The 17,693-nt window shown below is 71.7% G+C and carries 15 protein-coding genes; 9 read left to right on the forward strand and 6 right to left on the reverse strand.

Going from position 1 to position 17,693, the window contains the following annotated elements; translation table 11 throughout:
- Positions 1 to 93 precede the first annotated feature (93 nt).
- Positions 94 to 357: a WhiB family transcriptional regulator gene (locus CG719_RS25260; RefSeq protein ID WP_003975777.1), complete on the reverse strand. Its 264-nt coding sequence runs from the start codon at positions 355 to 357 to the stop codon at positions 94 to 96.
- A 658-nt stretch (positions 358 to 1,015) separates the two neighbouring features.
- On the opposite strand from CG719_RS25260, the gene CG719_RS25270 reads away from it, so the two are divergent.
- From CG719_RS25270 to CG719_RS25285, 4 genes are all read left to right on the forward strand, one after another.
- A complete protein-coding gene (locus tag CG719_RS25270) occupies positions 1,016 to 1,591 on the forward strand; it encodes a cysteine dioxygenase (protein ID WP_100570985.1) in 576 nt (191 codons plus the stop codon).
- Between the two features lie 129 nt (positions 1,592 to 1,720).
- Positions 1,721 to 2,704, forward strand: coding sequence for a 2-phospho-L-lactate transferase (gene cofD / locus CG719_RS25275; RefSeq protein WP_100570986.1), 984 nt, complete (start codon positions 1,721 to 1,723; stop codon positions 2,702 to 2,704).
- Positions 2,701 to 4,044: a coenzyme F420-0:L-glutamate ligase gene (locus tag CG719_RS25280; protein ID WP_100570987.1), complete on the forward strand. Its 1,344-nt coding sequence runs from the start codon at positions 2,701 to 2,703 to the stop codon at positions 4,042 to 4,044. The genes cofD and CG719_RS25280 overlap by 4 nt, the downstream gene beginning before the upstream one ends.
- 47 nt (positions 4,045 to 4,091) lie before the next feature.
- Positions 4,092 to 5,093 (forward strand): DNA-3-methyladenine glycosylase family protein, encoded by a 1,002-nt coding sequence (locus CG719_RS25285; protein ID WP_100570988.1) that lies wholly within the window; start codon positions 4,092 to 4,094, stop codon positions 5,091 to 5,093.
- Positions 5,094 to 5,182: 89 nt separating this feature from the next.
- On the opposite strand, the gene CG719_RS25290 is transcribed toward CG719_RS25285, so the two are convergent.
- Together CG719_RS25290 and CG719_RS25295 are read right to left on the reverse strand one after the other, a co-directional pair.
- Positions 5,183 to 6,265, reverse strand: coding sequence for a nucleotidyltransferase family protein (locus CG719_RS25290; protein WP_100570989.1), 1,083 nt, complete (start codon positions 6,263 to 6,265; stop codon positions 5,183 to 5,185).
- A 37-nt stretch (positions 6,266 to 6,302) separates the two neighbouring features.
- The gene (locus CG719_RS25295) at positions 6,303 to 7,490 is read right to left on the reverse strand and encodes a peptidoglycan recognition protein family protein (protein ID WP_100570990.1); all 1,188 of its coding nucleotides are present in this window, start codon (positions 7,488 to 7,490) and stop codon (positions 6,303 to 6,305) included.
- A 139-nt stretch (positions 7,491 to 7,629) separates the two neighbouring features.
- Between CG719_RS25295 and CG719_RS25300 the strand changes: the two genes are divergently transcribed.
- The 3 genes from CG719_RS25300 to CG719_RS25310 all read left to right on the forward strand — a co-directional run bounded on the left by CG719_RS25300 (position 7,630) and on the right by CG719_RS25310 (position 12,381).
- Positions 7,630 to 8,385, forward strand: a complete 756-nt coding sequence (locus CG719_RS25300; protein WP_100570991.1) for a TIGR03089 family protein — start codon at positions 7,630 to 7,632, stop codon at positions 8,383 to 8,385.
- A gap of 498 nt (positions 8,386 to 8,883) precedes the next feature.
- Positions 8,884 to 10,641 (forward strand): LCP family protein, encoded by a 1,758-nt coding sequence (locus CG719_RS25305; RefSeq protein WP_100570992.1) that lies wholly within the window; start codon positions 8,884 to 8,886, stop codon positions 10,639 to 10,641.
- A 93-nt stretch (positions 10,642 to 10,734) separates the two neighbouring features.
- Positions 10,735 to 12,381, forward strand: a complete 1,647-nt coding sequence (locus CG719_RS25310; protein ID WP_234375756.1) for an LCP family protein — start codon at positions 10,735 to 10,737, stop codon at positions 12,379 to 12,381.
- Between the two features lie 57 nt (positions 12,382 to 12,438).
- On the opposite strand, the gene CG719_RS25315 is transcribed toward CG719_RS25310, so the two are convergent.
- Complete coding sequence (locus tag CG719_RS25315) at positions 12,439 to 13,467, reverse strand: glycosyltransferase family 2 protein (protein WP_100570993.1); 1,029 nt, start codon at positions 13,465 to 13,467, stop codon at positions 12,439 to 12,441.
- Positions 13,468 to 13,592: 125 nt separating this feature from the next.
- Here CG719_RS25315 and CG719_RS25320 point away from each other — a divergent pair, with 125 nt between their 5' ends.
- Positions 13,593 to 15,083, forward strand: coding sequence for an LCP family protein (locus CG719_RS25320; protein ID WP_100570994.1), 1,491 nt, complete (start codon positions 13,593 to 13,595; stop codon positions 15,081 to 15,083).
- 25 nt (positions 15,084 to 15,108) lie between these two features.
- Here CG719_RS25320 and CG719_RS25325 read toward each other — a convergent pair whose 3' ends face one another.
- The gene (locus tag CG719_RS25325) at positions 15,109 to 15,666 is read right to left on the reverse strand and encodes an acyl-CoA thioesterase (protein WP_100570995.1); all 558 of its coding nucleotides are present in this window, start codon (positions 15,664 to 15,666) and stop codon (positions 15,109 to 15,111) included.
- A 119-nt stretch (positions 15,667 to 15,785) separates the two neighbouring features.
- Between CG719_RS25325 and CG719_RS25330 the strand changes: the two genes are divergently transcribed.
- Positions 15,786 to 17,084: an LCP family protein gene (locus tag CG719_RS25330; RefSeq protein WP_100570996.1), complete on the forward strand. Its 1,299-nt coding sequence runs from the start codon at positions 15,786 to 15,788 to the stop codon at positions 17,082 to 17,084.
- Positions 17,085 to 17,159: 75 nt separating this feature from the next.
- On the opposite strand, the gene CG719_RS25335 is transcribed toward CG719_RS25330, so the two are convergent.
- Positions 17,160 to 17,522, reverse strand: coding sequence for a four-helix bundle copper-binding protein (locus CG719_RS25335; protein ID WP_100570997.1), 363 nt, complete (start codon positions 17,520 to 17,522; stop codon positions 17,160 to 17,162).
- Positions 17,523 to 17,693: the final 171 nt, after the last annotated feature.

Below are 17,693 nucleotides of genomic sequence, written 5' to 3' on the forward strand. Positions count from 1 at the left end.
CCTGTGGATAACCCACCTGCGACGGGCCGTTCGTGACGTTTTTCCGGGACGTTCTTCCGGGGGGAGCGAGCGGAGCCTGCGGCGCTCCGGCGGTCAGACGGCGGCCTTCTTCAGACGGCGGCGCTCCCGCTCGGACAGGCCGCCCCAGATGCCGAAGCGCTCGTCGTTGGCGAGGGCGTACTCGAGGCACTCGGAGCGGACCTCGCAGGCGAGGCAGACCTTCTTGGCCTCGCGGGTCGAGCCGCCCTTCTCGGGGAAGAAGGACTCGGGGTCGGTCTGGGCGCACAGCGCGCGCTCCTGCCAGCCGAGCTCCTCGTCCGCGTCGTCGACCAGCAGTTGCTGCACCAGCTCGGTCATGTGCGCCCCTCGTCTGTCTTTCGCGTCCCCGTGATGCAGCCGTTATCTGTCCGGCTGAACGACACGAGTGAAATTACAAGTGTGCTGCTCCGGGCGAGTCAAGCCGAGATCTGCTATTGAGCCCCTTATTCACTCTGCGGAACCAAGGCCATGCGGAAAGTGTTCAAATCGGGATAACCCCTGACACGCCGCCGAGGCCCCGAGGGTCTCGCACCCCGCACGGAGCCCGCACAGGGAAGGACGACCCGGACTTCGATCTCGTTCCGGCGCATGCACCGAAGCGACCCGGATCACGGTCTGATCACGGGATCGCAACGGGGCTTGCGCGCCCGGCATGGACGCCATGTGTCCCGGTGGCCCCACGAGCAAACCTTTCACCTGTGAGATGAACCGGATGAGGTGAAACATGTCCCACATTCCGGGCGTCAGGTTGACAGTGAAGGTGTGAGCCGCTGTCCTTGAGGGCATGCTCGCGAACTCGGTACTCACCACGACCCGCACCGCCGGGTCCCGCGGTGCTGCCCACGTTCGCCACAGCTGTCGCTGTTGCGGCTGTTGAGCCCCACGCGCGCACGCGTGCTCCAGCCGTCGTCCGGCCCTTCGCGGCCGGGCCCTCGTTCCCTCTGACCTTCTTTCACCGAGGAACCACCCCACCCTCATGAACAGCGACAGCGACCTCCAGATCGCCGGCGACATCCTCGAAGTCCCGCACCTGCTCCAGACCCCCCGCGAACACCCCTCGACCGTGGCCGAGTTCGTCGGACTGGCCCGCTCCATCGCCGCCGACCGCGCCCAGTGGGCACACCTCGTCCGCTACGACGCGACGACCCGCTGGTACCACCGGCTGCGCACCGGCCCGGGCTACGAGGTGTGGCTGCTGTCCTGGGTGCCCGGACAGGGCAGCGGACCGCACGACCACGGTCCCTCCTCCGGCGTGCTCACGGTCCTGGACGGCGAGCTGACCGAGCGCACCGCGCGGGCCACCCGCACGTTGGGCGCGGGGGCGATGGGGGTCCCCCCGCTCGAGCGAAGCCGAGAGTGGGGGAGGGTGTTCGCGCCCGGCTACGCGCACGAGGTCGTCAACGACACGCTGGAGCCGGCGGTCAGCCTGCACGTGTACTTCCCCGGTCTGACCGAGATGCCCATGCACCCCCGGTCCTCGACCGGGGCGGCCCACTCCGCCGCCCGGTGCGCGGGGGCCTACCTCGACCCGGCGGGCGCGACCGGCGCCTGAGCCGCCCGCGGGGGGGCATGCCCCTGGTCCACGGGCCGCCGCGCGTCGGCTTCCTCGTCCACAGACCGCGGACCTGTCCCTTGTCCACAGGCCGCCACGCGTCGGCCCGGCGGCTGACACACTGTTTCCATGCGGATTGTGGTTCTGGCAGGCGGCATCGGTGGTGCCCGGTTCCTGCGCGGTCTGAAGCGGGCCGTGCCGGACGCGGACGTCACGGTCATCGGCAACACCGGTGACGACATCCACCTCTTCGGGCTGAAGATCTGCCCGGACCTGGACACGGTGATGTACACGCTCGGCGGCGGCATCGACGAGGAGCAGGGCTGGGGCCGGGCCGAGGAGACCTTCCATCTCAAGGAGGAGCTCGCGGCGTACGGCGTCGGACCGGACTGGTTCGGGCTCGGCGACCGCGACTTCGCCACGCACATCGTGCGCACTCAGATGATCGGCGCCGGGTATCCGCTCAGCGCGGTGACCGAGGCGCTGTGCGAGCGGTGGAAGCCGGGGGTGCGGCTGATCCCGATGACCGACGACCGGGTGGAGACGCATGTCGCGGTCACGCTGCCCGACAGCGGGGCCACCCCGGGGCCCGGCGAGCGCAGGGCCGTCCACTTCCAGGAGTACTGGGTGCGGCTGCGGGCCTCGGTGCCGGCCGACGCGGTGGTGCCGGTCGGCGCGGAGCAGGCCAAGCCGGCGCCCGGCGTGCTGGAGGCGATCGCCGCGGCCGACGTGATCCTCTTCCCGCCGTCCAACCCCGTCGTCTCCATCAGCACCATCCTCGCGGTGCCCGGCATCCGGGAGGCCATCGCCGACGCCGGGGTACCGGTGGTCGGCCTGTCCCCCATCGTCGGGGACGCGCCGGTGCGCGGCATGGCCGACAAGGTCCTCGCCGCGGTGGGCGTGGAGTCCACGGCCGCGGCGGTGGCCGAGCACTACGGCTCGGGTCTGCTGGACGGCTGGCTGGTCGACACGGTCGACGAGGCCTCCGTCGAGCGGGTCGAGGCCGCGGGCATCCGGTGCCGGGCGGTGCCGCTGATGATGACCGACATCGACGCCACCGCCCGGATGGCGGACGAGGCACTCACGCTGGCCGAGGAGGTGCGCGGGGCATGAGCGGCACGACGGAGCAGTCACCGGCCGCCCCGGAGTTCCGGGTCTGGGCGGTGCCCGGGCTGCCCGAGGTCGCGCAGGGCGACGATCTGGCCAAGCTCATCGCCGGCGCGGAACCCGGGCTGGCCGACGGGGATGTGCTGCTCGTCACCTCGAAGATCGTCTCCAAGGCCGAAGGGCGGCTGGTCCACGCGGCCGACCGGGAGGCTGCCATCGACGCCGAGACCGTACGGGTCGTGGCCCGGCGCGGGCCGCTGCGGATCGTGCAGAACCGGCAGGGGCACGTCATGGCGGCCGCCGGAGTCGACGCGTCCAACACCCCTTCGGGCACCGTCCTGTTGCTCCCGGAGGACCCGGACGCCTCCGCGCGCGCCATCCGGGACGGGCTGCGCGACGCCCTCGGGGTCACCGTCGGCGTGCTCGTCACCGACACCTTCGGGCGACCCTGGCGCGCGGGGCTGACCGACGTCGCCATCGGCGCCGCGGGCGTGCGCGTGCTGGACGATCTGCGCGGCGGCACCGACGCCCACGGCAACCCGCTGAGCGCCACCGTCGTCGCCACCGCCGACGAACTCGCCGCCGCGGGCGATCTGGTCAAGGGCAAGGCCGCCGGGCTGCCCGTCGCCGTGGTGCGCGGGCTGCGGCACGTGGTGGCCGAGGAGGACGGGGAGGACGGTGAGGACGGGGAAGGAGCGCGGGCCATGGTGCGGGACGCGCGCGACGACATGTTCCGGCTGGGGACCTCCGAGGCCGTGCGGGAGGCGGTGACCCAGCGGCGTACCGTGCGGTCCTTCACCGACGAGCCCGTCGACCCCGGCGCGGTACGGCGGGCGGTGGCCGCGGCGGTGACCGCGCCCGCGCCGCACCACACCACGCCGTGGCGGTTCGTGCTGCTCGAGTCCGCACAGTCGCGCACCCGGCTCCTCGACGCGATGCGCGAGGCGTGGATCGCGGACCTGCGACGGGACGGGAAGAGCGAGGAGTCGATCGCCCGGCGGATCCGGCGCGGGGACGTGCTGCGCAACGCGCCGTACCTCGTGGTGCCCTGCCTCGTCATGGACGGCTCGCACGAGTACGGCGACGAGCGCCGGGACGGCGCCGAGCGGGAGATGTTCGTGGTCGCCGCCGGGGCCGGGGTGCAGAACTTCCTGGTCGCGCTGGCCGGCGAGCGGCTCGGCTCGGCGTGGGTGTCCTCGACGATGTTCTGCCGGGACGTGGTGCGCGAGGTGCTGGAGCTGCCCGAGGACTGGGATCCGATGGGAGCGGTCGCCGTCGGGCATCCTGCGGAGCTGCCGAAGCCGCGGCCGGAGCGCGACGCGGGGGCGTTCGTCGTCTCCCGGTGACCGCATAGGCTCGTACGGCATCCCCAAGGCAACCCTGGATCTCACTCGTGGCAGGACGTTTCGCTCCGCGGCCCCCGCGCCCGACCGTGCGCGGCGGGCAGGCCGGCGTACCCGCGTCCGTGCCCCGGCAGGCCGCCGCGCCGGGGCGGGTGCGCACCTGGACGCCGGACGGGCCGCTGGACCTGGGCCTCGTGCTCGGGCCGCTGCGGCGGGGGCAGGGCGACCCCACGTTCCGTGCGACGCCGGACGGTTCGGTGTGGCGCACCGGCCGCACACCGCTCGGACCCGGGACGCTGCGCGTCTTGGCCCACGGCGGGAAGGCGCGCGGCGAGGCGTGGGGGCCGGGGGCCGCATGGCTGCTGGAGCAGCTGCCCGAGCTGCTCGGGGCCACCGACGACCCGTCCGCGTTCGTACCGCGGCACCGGCTGCTCGCGCTGACCCGCCACCGCCGGCCGGGGCTGCGGCTGACGCGGACCGGGCTGGTACTGGAGTCGCTGATCCCCTCCGTCCTGGAGCAGAAGGTGACGACGGTCGAGGCGTACGCGGCCTGGCGGACGCTGGTGCGCACGTTCGGGGAGCCGGCGCCCGGGCCCGCCCCCGCAGGGATGTACGTCATGCCGGCCCCGCGGACCTGGGCGCTGATCCCGTCGTGGGAGTGGCACCGGGCCGGGGTCGACGACAAGCGGGCCTCGACCGTGCTGCGGGCGGTGCGGGTCGCCGCGCGGCTCGAGGAGGCGGCGCGGATGACTCCGGAGCGGGCGCGGGAGCGTCTGGAACTGGTGCCCGGCATCGGGCCGTGGACGTCGGCGGAGACCGTGCAGCGCAGTCATGGCGCGGCGGACGCCGTGACGGTCGGCGATCTCCACCTGCCGGGAATCGTGGGCTGGGCGCTGGCCGGGAACCGGAACGCGGACGACGCGGAGATGCTGCGCCTGCTGGAGCCGTACGCCGGGCAGCGGCATCGGGCGGCCCGGCTGATCCTGATCAGCGGGCGGGTGCCGCCCCGGCGGGCGCCGCGGATGCCGAAGGGCGACATCGGGCGCCTCTGAGCCGGGGCGTCCTCGAGCCGGGGCACCTCCGAGCCGGGCGGCTCAAAGGCCTTGACGGGCGCCCGCGTCGCAGCCGGCGCGAGGCCGGGCTACTGGTCCGAGGAGAACCTCACGGATCCGGCCGGGATCGTCGCGTCGCACCACACTCTCGCCCCGTTCCTCAGCTCGTTGTCGGCGCCCACCACCGCGCCGTCGCCGACGACCGTACCGTTGAGGACGGAGCGGGTGCCGACGCGGGCGCGGCTGCCGATGAGGGAGTCGGTGACGACGGCACCGGACTCGATGACGGCACCGGGCAGGATCGTGCTGCCGAACACCCGCGCGCCCTCGGCGACGAACGCGCCCTCGCCCACCACCGTGCCGCCGGTCAGCTTGGCCCCGGGGGCGACGACGGCCGTGGGCAGGATCAGACGGTCGCCGCAGCGGCCGGGCACGGCCGGGGAGGGCGCGCGACCGAGGACCAGGTCCGCGGAGCCGCGTACGAAGGCGGCCGGGGTGCCCAGGTCCAGCCAGTAGGTGGAGTCGACCATGCCCTGCAAGTGGGCGCCCGCCGCGAGCAGTTCGGGGAACGTCTCCCGCTCCACCGACACCGGCCGGCCGTGCGGGATCGTGTCGATGACCGAGCGGCGGAAGACGTACGCCCCCGCGTTGATCTGGTCAGTGACGATCTCCTCGGGGGTCTGCGGCTTCTCCAGGAAGGCGAGGACGCGGCCGGTCCCGTCGGTGGGGACCAGACCGTAGGCGCGGGGGTCCGGCACCTTGGTGAGGTGCAGGGAGACGTCCGCGCCCGTCGTCTCGTGGGTGCGCACCAGCGCCCGGATGTCCAGTCCGGTCAGGATGTCGCCGTTGAAGATCAGGACCGGCTCGTCGGGACCCGAGCGCAGGAGGGGGGCGACGTTACGGATGGCGCCGCCCGTGCCCAGGGGCTCCTCCTCCGTCACGTACTCCAGGTGGAGGCCGAGCGAGGAGCCGTCGCCGAAGTACGGCTCGAAGACCTCGGCCAGGTAGGAGGTGGCGAGCACGACGTGCTCGACGCCCGCCGCTCTCGCCCGCGCCAGCTGGTGGGTGAGGAACGGCACTCCCGCCGCCCGCACCATCGGCTTCGGCGTGTGCACCGTGAGGGGGCGCAGCCGTGTTCCCTTGCCGCCGACCAGGAGGATCGCTTCTGTCACCTGTCGTCTCCGCTTCCTGTTCGTCCTCGGTCCGCCCTCAGCGGCCCTGGTAGCGCGCCGCGGTCGAGCGGACGGTGCCGAGCTTGCCGTAGAGCTGTTGTCCCGGGCAGTCGGTGGCGAAGCCGTCCCGGTGGCCGGAGATCACATTCAGGCGTACGCTCTTCCCTTTTTGGTAGAGGTTGCCACCACCGGACGTCAGATATGTCTTTCCGAGCGGATTCATCCCGTAGAGGCCGAGCTTCCACGCGGTCAGCCGAGCGAGGGCCGTCACCGCGGCCGAGGAGGGCTTGGCGGTGTCGTAGGTGCCGATGACGGCGATGCCCGCGCTGTTGCTGTTGAACCCCATGGTGTGGGCGCCCAGCACGGCCTTCGCCACTCCGCCGGCCCTGCCCTCGTAGATGGTCCCGCACTTGTCGACCAGGAAGTTGTAGCCGACGTCGCGCCAGCCCATGCTCCTGACGTGGTAGCGGTAGATGCCGCGGATCACCGCCGGGACCTGCGCACAGGTGTAGTTGTTGCCGGAGGCGGTGTGGTGCACGAACGCCACCTTGACCTTCTGGGTGTAGACGAAGCCCGGCTCGCGCAGGGACTCGTCCGCGCCCCAGCCGCGGCGCGTGACGATACCCGGCCGCGGTCCCACAGGGGCCTGGGCGCTCCGGCCCCGCGCCGGGGACAGAGTGCCGGGGTCGACGAGTTCCAGGCGCAGTCCCGCGGGCAGCGGGACCGGTCGGGCGGCCGGGTCGCGGCTCCCGGCATCGGCGCGGACGCGTACGTCGACGCCGTCGCAGTCACCCACCCACAGCGGCGCGGTGGCCCCGTGCACGTGCCCGGAGGTGCGCTCGGCCGTGCCGGGGTCGGCGCCGTGGTCGGCATTGCGCGTGTCGAGGTCCTGCCAGCCGGACCAGGCGCCGGTGGCGGCGGAGCGGGTGCGGATCCGGACGGTGCCTCGCAGTTCGGCGTCCGGGTCGTTCCAGACGACGCCGGCCAGTGAGAAGTGGTGGACGTCCGTGCGGCGCAGGCCCTGTTCGAGGGCGGCGCCGCCGGGATCGGGGTCACGGGTGAGCGGGGCGAGGGGCAGTGACCGGGTGGTGCCGGTGACGGCCGCCGTCCCGGCCGCCGCTGCCGGCTGAGCGCTTGCCCGACTGCCCGTCAGGCCCGGCCCGAGGGCGACGGCGGCCGCGCACGTGGCACCGAGGGAGGAGGCGAGGAATCCGTATCGACGCATGCCCCTGATCCTGGACATGGTCAGACAAACCTGCCCATCGGTGATTTGACGGACCGTCGCCTGTCGTTGCGCCGAACCGGTGGCCCGCGCCTGGCCCGCCACGCGGTGTGCGGGACCGGCGCCGCGTACGCTTGCGTGGGTGAACGCCACCGAACGCACCCCTGCCGACCTGCTGCGTTCCGCGCTCGCCGCGGATCCCGGACGCCCGCTGGTGACCTTCTACGACGACGCCACGGGCGAACGTGTCGAATTGTCCGTGGCCACCTTCTCCAATTGGGTGGCCAAGACGGCGAACCTCCTCCAGGGGGACCTCGGCGCCGGCCCCGGCGACCGGGTCGCGCTGCTGCTGCCGGCGCACTGGCAGACGGCGGTGTGGCTGCTGGCGTGCGCGTCGGTGGGCGCGGTGGCCGACGTCGACGGGAACGCGCGCGCGGCCGACGTCGTGGTCAGCGGTCCCGGCACACTGGACGCGGCCCGCGCCTGCTCCGGGGAGCGGGTGGCGCTGGCGCTGCGGCCGCTGGGCGGGCGTTTCCCGCAGCCGCCGGAGGGCTTCGCGGACTACGCCGTCGAGGTGCCGGGGCAGGGCGACGTGTTCGCGCCCTTCGCGCCGGTGGACCCGGAGGAGCCGGCACTGATCGTGGCCGGGGCCGAGTACACGGCGGCCGAGGTCGTGGAGCGGGCCCGCGGCGACGCCCCGGAACTGAACCTGACCGGGCCGGGCTCCCGCCTGCTGTCGGCGCTGCAGTACGACACCTGGGAGGGCCTCAGCGCGGGCCTGTACGCGCCGCTCACCGCCGGCGCCTCGGTCGTCCTGTGCCGCAACCTCGACCGCCTGCCCGAGGACGCCCTCGCCAAGCGCATCGAGTCCGAACGGGTCACAGCCACGGCCAGATGAGGCGACCGGGCCCCGCGCCCGGATCTCCGTACCACTCCCTCGCCCCGAATCCCGCGGAATGCTGGATTCGGGGCGAACGGCGCTAATTCCGCCGCCGAGAGGATTCGGATTCCGGACCGGAAAGAGATTCGCCTGCGCAGCCGCACGACTACGGTGGGTATTCCAAGGGTTGTACGCGACGCGGCCCGAGCGCCCGGACGACCCATGACTCGCGCCCCGACCCGCGACGTCGTCCCGCGACAACACCGCCAACTCGGGGGCCCCTAAGGGTAAAGCCACGGCCAAAGGCGAACTTTTGTCCAAGGAAATGGGCGAATTGCCCCCTTGTAGGGAAGTGGAATTTGTCACCAGCGTCGCTCGATGTTGAATCTGCCGGATAGTGTGAGCGATCCGGTGCGACTGGCCGCGAGGTCTTCCTGGGGTCGCGCACTGTGCGAAGCAGACCTGGCGCCGAGAAGGGCAGGCGCCGCGTGGCCCCGACGGAGGATTCGGACAACCGTGGACGCGCAAGGCCGTGGGCGGGCGGACAACATCGACCCCGCAGACCAGTGGGTACTCAATCCGGACACCGGCGAATACGAGCTGCGACTGCCCGATTCCGCACCGCAGTCGTCGGTGCCGGGTCCTCGTCGGCCGTCCGCGGGCAGGGCCGGGGGCAACGCGTCCGCGGAGCGCCCGGCGGCGCCGTCCGGAGGGCAGAAGACCCGCGAGGCCGCCCCCGCCGAGACAGTGCCCGCCCCGCGCCGGCGCCGGACGGCGCCGGCGGACGAGCCGCCGCCCGGACGGCGGGGGCGCCGGCCGGAGAAGAAGAAGTCGAAGACCAAGAAGGTCCTGATGTGGACCAGCGGCGCCATGGCTCTCGTCGTGGTGGGCGTCGGCACGACCGTCTACCTGGTCTACAAGCACCTCGAAGGCAACGTCACCACCACCGACGTGGGCAACGCGGCCAAGAACGGCTTCAGCAAGGACGAAGCCTTCAACATACTGATCATCGGCACGGACAAGCGCACCGGCAAAGGCAACGAGGGCTACGGCGACGCGGGCAGCGTGGGCCACGCCGACACCAACGTCCTGCTGCACGTCTCCAAGGACCGTACGAACGCGACCGCACTGAGCATCCCGCGCGACATGATCGTGGACATCCCGGACTGCCCGACCAAGCAGCCCGACGGCAGTACGAAGGTCATCCCGGGAACGTTGAACCAGCGCTTCAACACAAGCCTCGGCCAGGACGGCCGTGACCCGGGCTGCACCATGCGCACGGTCAAAGAGGTCACCGGTGTTCAGCCCGACCACTTCATGATGGCCGACTTCAACGCGGTCAAGACGCTGACGACGGCGGTCGGCGGGGTCGAGGTCTGCCTCAAGCACGCCGTGAACGACGACAAGTCGCACCTGAACCTGCCCGCCGGCAAGTCCAACGTCGAGGGCGAGGAGGCGCTGGCCTTCGTGCGCACCCGGCACGCCTGGGGCAACCAGGGCGACCTGGACCGCATCAAAGTGCAGCAGCAGTTCCTCAGCTCGTTGATGCGCCAGATGGCCTCCGGTGACACGCTCACCGACCCGACCAAGCTGTACGAGCTGGCGGACGCCGCCACCAAGGCACTGACCGTCGACACCGGCATCGGCAAGGTCAGCGCCCTCAAGGACGTGGCGCTGGAGCTGAAGAAGGTGCCGACGAAGAACATCACCTTCCTGACGGTGCCGGTGCTGGACAATCCGACCGAAAAGGTCCGCGCGACGGTCGTCGTCAACAAGGCCAAAGCGCCCCAGATCTTCGACGCCATCGCCAACGACGTCTCCTTCACCGAGGTGAAGAAGAAGCAGAAGGCCGACAAGAGCGCCGCGGCCGCCCGTCTCAAGGGCACCCAGTCCGAGGCCTCCGAGGTGCGGGTCCGGGTCTTCAACGGAGGGGCCGCCCCCGGTTCCGCCCAGGAGACCGTCAGCTGGCTGCAGACCTCCGTGGGCGTGCTCAAGTCGGAGAACGCGGCCAACGCGCCCGAGGAACTCCCCAAGACCACCCTCGAGTACGCGCCCGACCAGGCGCCGCAGGCGCGTAAGCTCGCCGCGCTCATGGGACTGTCCGGGGCCGCGCTGAAGCCGGGCAAGAGCTTCACCAACTCCCAGGGGCTGCCCACGATGACGCTGACCCTGGGCAAGGACTTCAAGGGTGCCGGCGTGCCGCTCACCGCGCCGACGAAGGCCCCGGATGTCGACGAGAAGTCCACGGCGGACAAGGTCGAGTGCGCAAGTTGAGCGCACAGCACCACCTTATGGGCCTGTCATGCGTCTAACCCGGCGCATGGCAGGCCTGTTTCATGGCATGGCACCAGGGTGGGAGGACGGGGAGTGACGCAGAGCAGTCTGCGCGGGGAGGGGTCGGCGGTCGAGGAAGCGATACCTCCCGCGCCGCGCAAGGGCAGCGCATCGGGCGGCCGCCGCCGGCACGGCGGAGGAGGACGCGGCGGGAAGAAGCCCGACACCGCGGGCAGGAGCCCCGCGCGGCGCGTACTGCGCTGGTCGGCCACGGTGCTCGCACTGGTCGTACTCGGCACGGCCGGCGCCGGATACCTCTACTACCAGCACCTGAACGACAACATCCACAAGGGCCGGCGCAGCAGCGGCGACTCCAAGGCGCAGCGGTCGAGGCCGAACGCGGACGGCCAGACGCCCATGAACATCCTGCTGATCGGTTCCGACAGCCGTAACTCCGACGCGAACATCGCACTGGGCGGCAGCCGGGACAACCGCGGCACCCCGCCACGGGCCGACGTGCAGATGCTCATCCACCTGGCCGCGGACCGCAAGAGCGCCGCCGTGGTGAGCATCCCGCGGGACACCCGGGTCGACATCCCCAAGTGCACCGACCCCGACACCGGCGAGGTCTATCCGCCGGTCAACCAGATCATCAACGAGTCGCTGGCCCGCGGCGGCGCCGGCTGCACGCTCGCCACCTGGGAGAGCCTCACCGGTGTGTACATCGACCACTGGATGACGCTCGACTTCGCGGGCGTGGTGAAGATGGCGGACGCCATCGGCGGCGTCGAGGTCTGTGTGAAGCAGAACGTGTGGGACCACCCCACGCCCCAGGCGCCCGGGGGTTCCGGCCTGAAGCTGACGGCGGGCAAACACAAGGTCCAGGGCAAGCAGGCCCTGCAGTGGCTGCGCACCCGGCACGCCTGGGGCAGCGACCAGATGCGGGCCAGGGGCCAGCACATGTACATGAACTCGATGATCCGCACTCTGCAGCACCAGAACGTCTTCACCGACACCGGCCGGCTGATGAACCTGGCGGAGACGGCCACGAAGTCGCTCGAGGTCTCCGAGGAGATCGGCACCGTCGCGAAGCTGTACGACCTCGGGATGCAGCTCAAGACGATCCCCACCGAACGCATCACCATGACCACGATGCCCAACATCGAGGACTGGAAGGACGAGAACCACCTGCTCCCGGACGGCGCCAACGCCGCGAAGATGTGGAAGATGCTCCGCGACGACGTGCCCTTCGACGACAAGGGCACGTCGCCTGCCGCGAAGAAGGGGACCGGCAAGGGCGCGGCGGGCAGGACTCCCTCGGTCCCGGCCGAGCGGCTGGGCGTCCTGGTGCAGAACGCCACCCGCACCGCCACCGCGGCCCCGGTCGGCGGCCGGGCGCGGGAGATCAGCCAGGAACTGGCGGGCAAGGGCTTCACCCGGGCCGCCGCGGACACCTCGCAGGCGCTGGCGGAGGACGAGACGCTCGTGCGGTACCCGAGCGCGGACATGGAGGGCGACGCGCAGAGCGTCGCCAAGGCCCTCGGGATTCCGCTGAGTTCGGTGCGCAGGTCGACCGACGTCTCCGGTGTCACCGTCGTCGTCGGCGCCGACTGGCGTACGGGGACCACCTATCCGGAGGAGGCCGCGCCGAAGCCCGGCGAGCTGCCCGAGAACTCCGACGCCATCAACGGCTCGGACGAGAACCAGTGCATGGACGTGTACGCGCCCTACCGCTGGTAGCGCGAACAGGGCCCCTCTCCTGGGAGAGGGGCCCTGCGGAACTCCTGGCGGGAACGCTCAGTCGGCGGCGGGGACCGCCGGACGTCGTGCGGCGATGACCCTCCGGGCCAGGGACTTGGGGCTGGTCAGGAAGCCCCAGCCCCAGGACATGTGCATGGTGGCCAGGGCGACCGGGATGCGCATCCGGGCCGCCGGGGCGAGGCCCTTGCCCGCCGGGAGCGAGCCGGCGGCGATCGCCGCCAGGTAGCCGCCGGGGACCACCAGGGCCCAAGGGGTCAGGACGGCGCCCGCCACGATGCCCGCCGCGATGGCGCACACCGCGGCCGGCGGGGCGAGGTAGCGCAGGTTGATGGAGCCCTGGTGGTAGCGGGCGACCACGTGCCGCCAGCGGCCGTAGTCCTTGTACTGCTTGGCGAGCGCCCGCACGTTCGGGCGGGGCCGGTAGGACACGCGCAGTTCGGGCGAGAACCAGATCAGGCCGCCCGCCTCGCGGATGCGGAAGTTGAGCTCCCAGTCCTGGGCCCGGATGAACTCCTCGTTGTAGCCGCCCTGTTGCTCAAGGGCCGCGCGGCGGAAGACACCCAGGTAGACCGTTTCGGCCGGGCCGGCCTGGCCGCCGGTGTGGAAGGCGGCGTTGCCCACCCCGATCTTCGAGGTCATGGCGGCGGCGACGGCGTGCTCCCAGGCGTTCTCGCCCTCGGCGTGCATGATGCCGCCGACGTTCTGCGCGCCGGTCTCCTCGAGCAGCCGCACCGCCGTGGCGATGTAGTCCGGCGAGAGCATCCCGTGGCCGTCGACCCGGACCACGATCGGATGGCGGGAGGCCTTGATCGCGGCGTTGAGCGCGGCGGGGGTGCGGCCGGTGGGATTCGGGACCGTGTGCACGCGCGGGTCGTCGGCCACGAGCGCGGCGGCGATCTCGTCCGTGCGGTCCGTGGACGGACCGAGGGCGATGACCACCTCCATCTCGCCGCCGTAGTCCTGCGCGAGGATCGCTTCGACGGCTCCGCGCAGGTGCCGTTCCTCGTTGAGGACGGGCATGATCACAGAAACGGCGGGGAGCCGCACGTCGGGCTTGGCGTTCATCGGTGCTCACGTTACCGCGAACGGGGGACACCGGTGCGCGCCGTGGGGGTCACTGCACCGGTCAGCCGATCGTATGGCCCTACGGTGCTCACGGTGTCCACCCACGCCTATGCGGAGGTGTCCCCATGCCCACCACGCCGTCCCGGCCCCGCCCGCGGTCACCGCGACCCCCGCAGCGCCGCCCCGCACCGCCGCGGCCGGCCCGGGTTCCGTACGCGTCCGTACCGCGGAAAAGACCGCGCTGGGCCATGCGAGCGGCGACCACGCTGTCGGTGGTGGTGCTCGCCTCCGCCGGGATCGGGCACGCGGTGGTCTCCAGCCTGGACGCGGACATCGCCCGGGTCGACCCCTTCAAGGACATGAAGAACCGCCCGCGCGCGGGCCACGGCATGAACGTCCTGCTGGTCGGCACCGACGGCCGGGACCGGATCAGCGAGCAGGAGCGGCGCCAGTACCGGCTGGGCGGCCAGGCCTGCCACTGCACCGACACGATGATGATCGTGCATGTGTCGCAGGACCGGCAGCGGGCCAGCGTGGTGAGCCTGCCCCGGGACTCCTACGCCGAGCTGCCCGGCCACGTCGACCAGAACTCCGGCCGGCGGCACGGACCGCACCCCGTCAAGCTCAACGCGGCGTACGCGGAGGGCGGGCCGCATCTGACCGTGCGCACGGTCGAGGACCTGACCCGTCTCAAGATCGACCACTATCTGGAGGTGGACTTCACCACCTTCATGCGGACCGTGGACGTCCTCGGCGGGGTGCAGATCTGCACCTCCGAACCGATGCGGGACAGTTACTCCGGCCTGGACCTGGCCGCCGGCACGCACACGCTCTCCGGCGGCCAGGCCCTGCAGTACGTCCGCTCCCGGCACGTCGACGGGGCCAGCGACCTGGGCCGGATGAAGCGCCAGCAGCGCTTCCTGGCCGCCCTGATCGAGCGAGCGGCCTCCTCCCGGGTGCTGCTGAACCCCATGAAGTTCCGGAACGTGGCGCTGACCGTGCTGGGCTCGGTGCGGGCGGACCAGGGGTTCCACACCGACGAGCTGCTGGACCTCGGGCGGGCGATGCGCAACTTCTCCCCGTCCTCCTCGGAGTTCACCACCGTCCCGATCGCGCAGCCGTCGTATCCCGTCAAGGGCCTCGGCTCGACGGTGAAGTGGGACCGGACCAAGGCCGACCGCCTCTTCCAGGCGCTGCGCGAGGACCGGCCGCTGACCGTTCGCCGGCCGCGGCCGGCGAACCCTCCGGCGGCCGTGCAGGTCGCCCCGCAGCAGATCCGCGTCCAGGTGGAGAACGGCACCGCCGGTACCGGGCTCGGCAATCGGGTGGACGAGGCGCTGGCCGCGGCCGGGTTCCGTACGACGGGGGCGCCCGCGGACGCCCAGGACCGCACCGCGCGACGGACGGTCGTGGTCTACGACCCCCGGTGGGACCGGTCGGCGAAGTCGCTCGCCGCGGCGCTGCCGGGCAGTGAGCTGCGGGCCGTGCCGGGGCAGGGGGCCACGCTCAAGGTGATCGCGGGAAGCGACTACCGCCGGGTGCGCCCGGTGCGGGTGGAGGACCCGGAGCAGGGCGCCGCGACGGTCATGACGGGCGACGAGGTGCTGTGCGGCTGACGGAGTGAGGACCGGCGGGCAGCCGTCAGTCCTCGAAGCCCTCGGCGGCGCGCCTCTCGCGCAGTTCCTTGATGGCGCGGCGGCGGGCCAGGCGGTGGGTGCGGCGGATCTGGGCCTCCTGGTAGCGCCGCCGGTCCCGGTCGGTCTCGGGCTGCACCGGCGGCACGGGGCGCGGCTTGCCGTCGGCGTCCACGGCGGTGAAGACCAGGTAGGCCGAGCCGACCCGGGTGGTCGGGGTGGACTCGTTCCAGCGTTCGGCGAGCACCCGCACACCGACCTCCATGGAGGTGCGGCCGGTCCAGTTGACCTGGGCCTTGACGTGGACGAGGTCGCCGACCCGGACCGGTTCGAGGAACACCATCTCGTCCATGGACGCCGTGACGGCGGGTCCGCCGCTGTGCCGGCCGGCCACCGCTCCCGCCGCGTCGTCGACCAGCTTCATGATCACGCCGCCGTGCACCGTCCCCAGCAGGTTGGTGTCGTTGTGGGTCATGATGTGGCTCAGGGTGGTCCGGGACGCCGAAGTCGGCTTGCCGGGGATGTCCGATATCTCGGACTCAGCGGTGGAGGCCTGCTCTGTCATGACCCCTACCTTATGCGAGGCGGCATCCGGGGGATTTTGTGTCAGCTTGGCAACAGCGGGGCCCTTATTCACCGACGGCCCTTGTAAGGCACACGGCGGTGCCCTGCACACTGGGCCGCATGAGTGAATGGCCCCAGGGGCGGTCCGGCGGCGACCGCGGACCCCGATACGGACGCGGCAGCGCCGGCGCGACGCCGGAAGGGGCGCGTGCGATGCGCCAGGTACGGCGCGGCGGCCCGGGTGGCCCCGCAGGGCAGGGCGGGTATCCGGGACCCGGCGGTCCCGGCCCCTCGGCACCGCCCTACGGCATCCCGCAGCAGCCGTCGTACGTCGGCGGAGGGGGGTACGACGATCCCGGCGGCCACGACGGCTACAACTCCGGCCAGGTCTACGGCGGTCCCGGCGGACCGGGCGGCGGTGACCCGCGCGGCTACCGTCCCGCGCCGAACTGGCGCCGCCGCTTCAAGTGGTCCGTGATCACCCTGGTCACGCTGCTGGTGGTGACCTCGGTCGCGACCTACTTCTGGGCCGACTCCAAGCTCCGCCGCGAGGTCGACCTGTCCAAGGTCATCGACCGCCCGGAGGCCGGCAAGGGCACGAACTACCTGATCGTCGGCTCCGACAGCCGTGAGGGGATGTCCTCGCAGCAGAAGAAGGACCTGCACACCGGGTCCGCCGAGGGCAAGCGCACGGACTCGATGATGATCCTGCACGTCGGCGACAACGGCGACACGCTGATATCCCTGCCGCGCGACTCCAACGTCACGATCCCGCAGTTCCGCGGCTCGGAGTCCGGCAAGATCAAGGGCCCGCTCGGAGCGAACAAGCTGAACGCGGCCTACGCCTTCGACGGCCCGGAGCTGCTGGTCCGCACCGTCGAGTACAACACCGGACTGCACATAGACCACTACGTGGAGATCGGCTTCGCCGGCTTCGCGAACATCGTGGACGCGGTCGGCGGCGTGGAACTCACCATCGACAAGGGCTTCCAGGACAAGTACTCGGGCGCCGACTTCAAGGCGGGCAAGCAGACGCTGGACGGCCGGCAGGCCCTGGCCTTCGTCCGCACCCGGCACGCCTTCGCCGCCTCCGACCTGGAGCGCACCAAGAACCAGCAGAAGTTCCTCGCCGCACTGGCCCACGAGGTGGCGACCCCCTCGACCGTCATGAACCCGTTCAAGCTCTACCCGACGCTGGGCGCGGGCCTGGACTCCCTGATCGTCGACAAGGACATGAGCCTGTGGAACCTGGCCTCCATGTTCTGGGCGATGAAGAACGTCAGCGGCGGCGACGGCACCTCCATGAACATGCCGATATCCGGCTCCACCGGCGGCAACCTCGTCTGGGACATGCCGAAGGTCAAGACTCTGGTCAACGAGCTGAAGAACGACGAGAAGGTCACGGTCACGGGCAACTGACCCGGCCACTCTCCCAGGAGAGCCCCGCGGTGCCGGCCGGCACCGCGGGGCTTTCGCCGTCCGGTCGGGCTCAGGTCACATCCTGACGCTCGCCATCGCCCGGCACATCTCCGCGCAGCGGCGACACGCCTCCGCGCAGCGCATCATCATCTTGTCGTCGGGCATGGACATACACGCCTCGGCGCACATGTCGCAGGCCTTGGCGCACATCGCGCACATCTCGGCCGCCATCGGCGAGCGGCGCATCATCATGTCCGCGCACATGCGGGTCATCTCGGAGCAGTCCATGATCGCGCGCATGATCTGCATCTGCGCCTGGCCGCCCATCTGCATGCAGCCGCTCATGGCCTCCTCACAGACGGTGTGGCACGACATGCAGGCCTGGACGCAGTCCTGCATCTCCTTGCTCATGGGGGTCATGGTTCCGGGCTGGGTCATGGCTCCTCCTGGAGGACGAAGGGCACCGGATCGGGGCCCTGTTCACTTCCGTCGTACGCCCGCCCGGGCCCCCGCGCCATCCGGCACGGACAACGCACCGGCTACCGCCGTTCGGCTTACGGCGGCCCTCCCCACCGCGACACGAACGGCCCCCGGCGCGATGCCGGAGGC

Origin of the sequence: Streptomyces sp. CB01373, from assembly GCF_002803075.1 — a bacterium.
Taxonomy (GTDB): domain Bacteria; phylum Actinomycetota; class Actinomycetes; order Streptomycetales; family Streptomycetaceae; genus Streptomyces.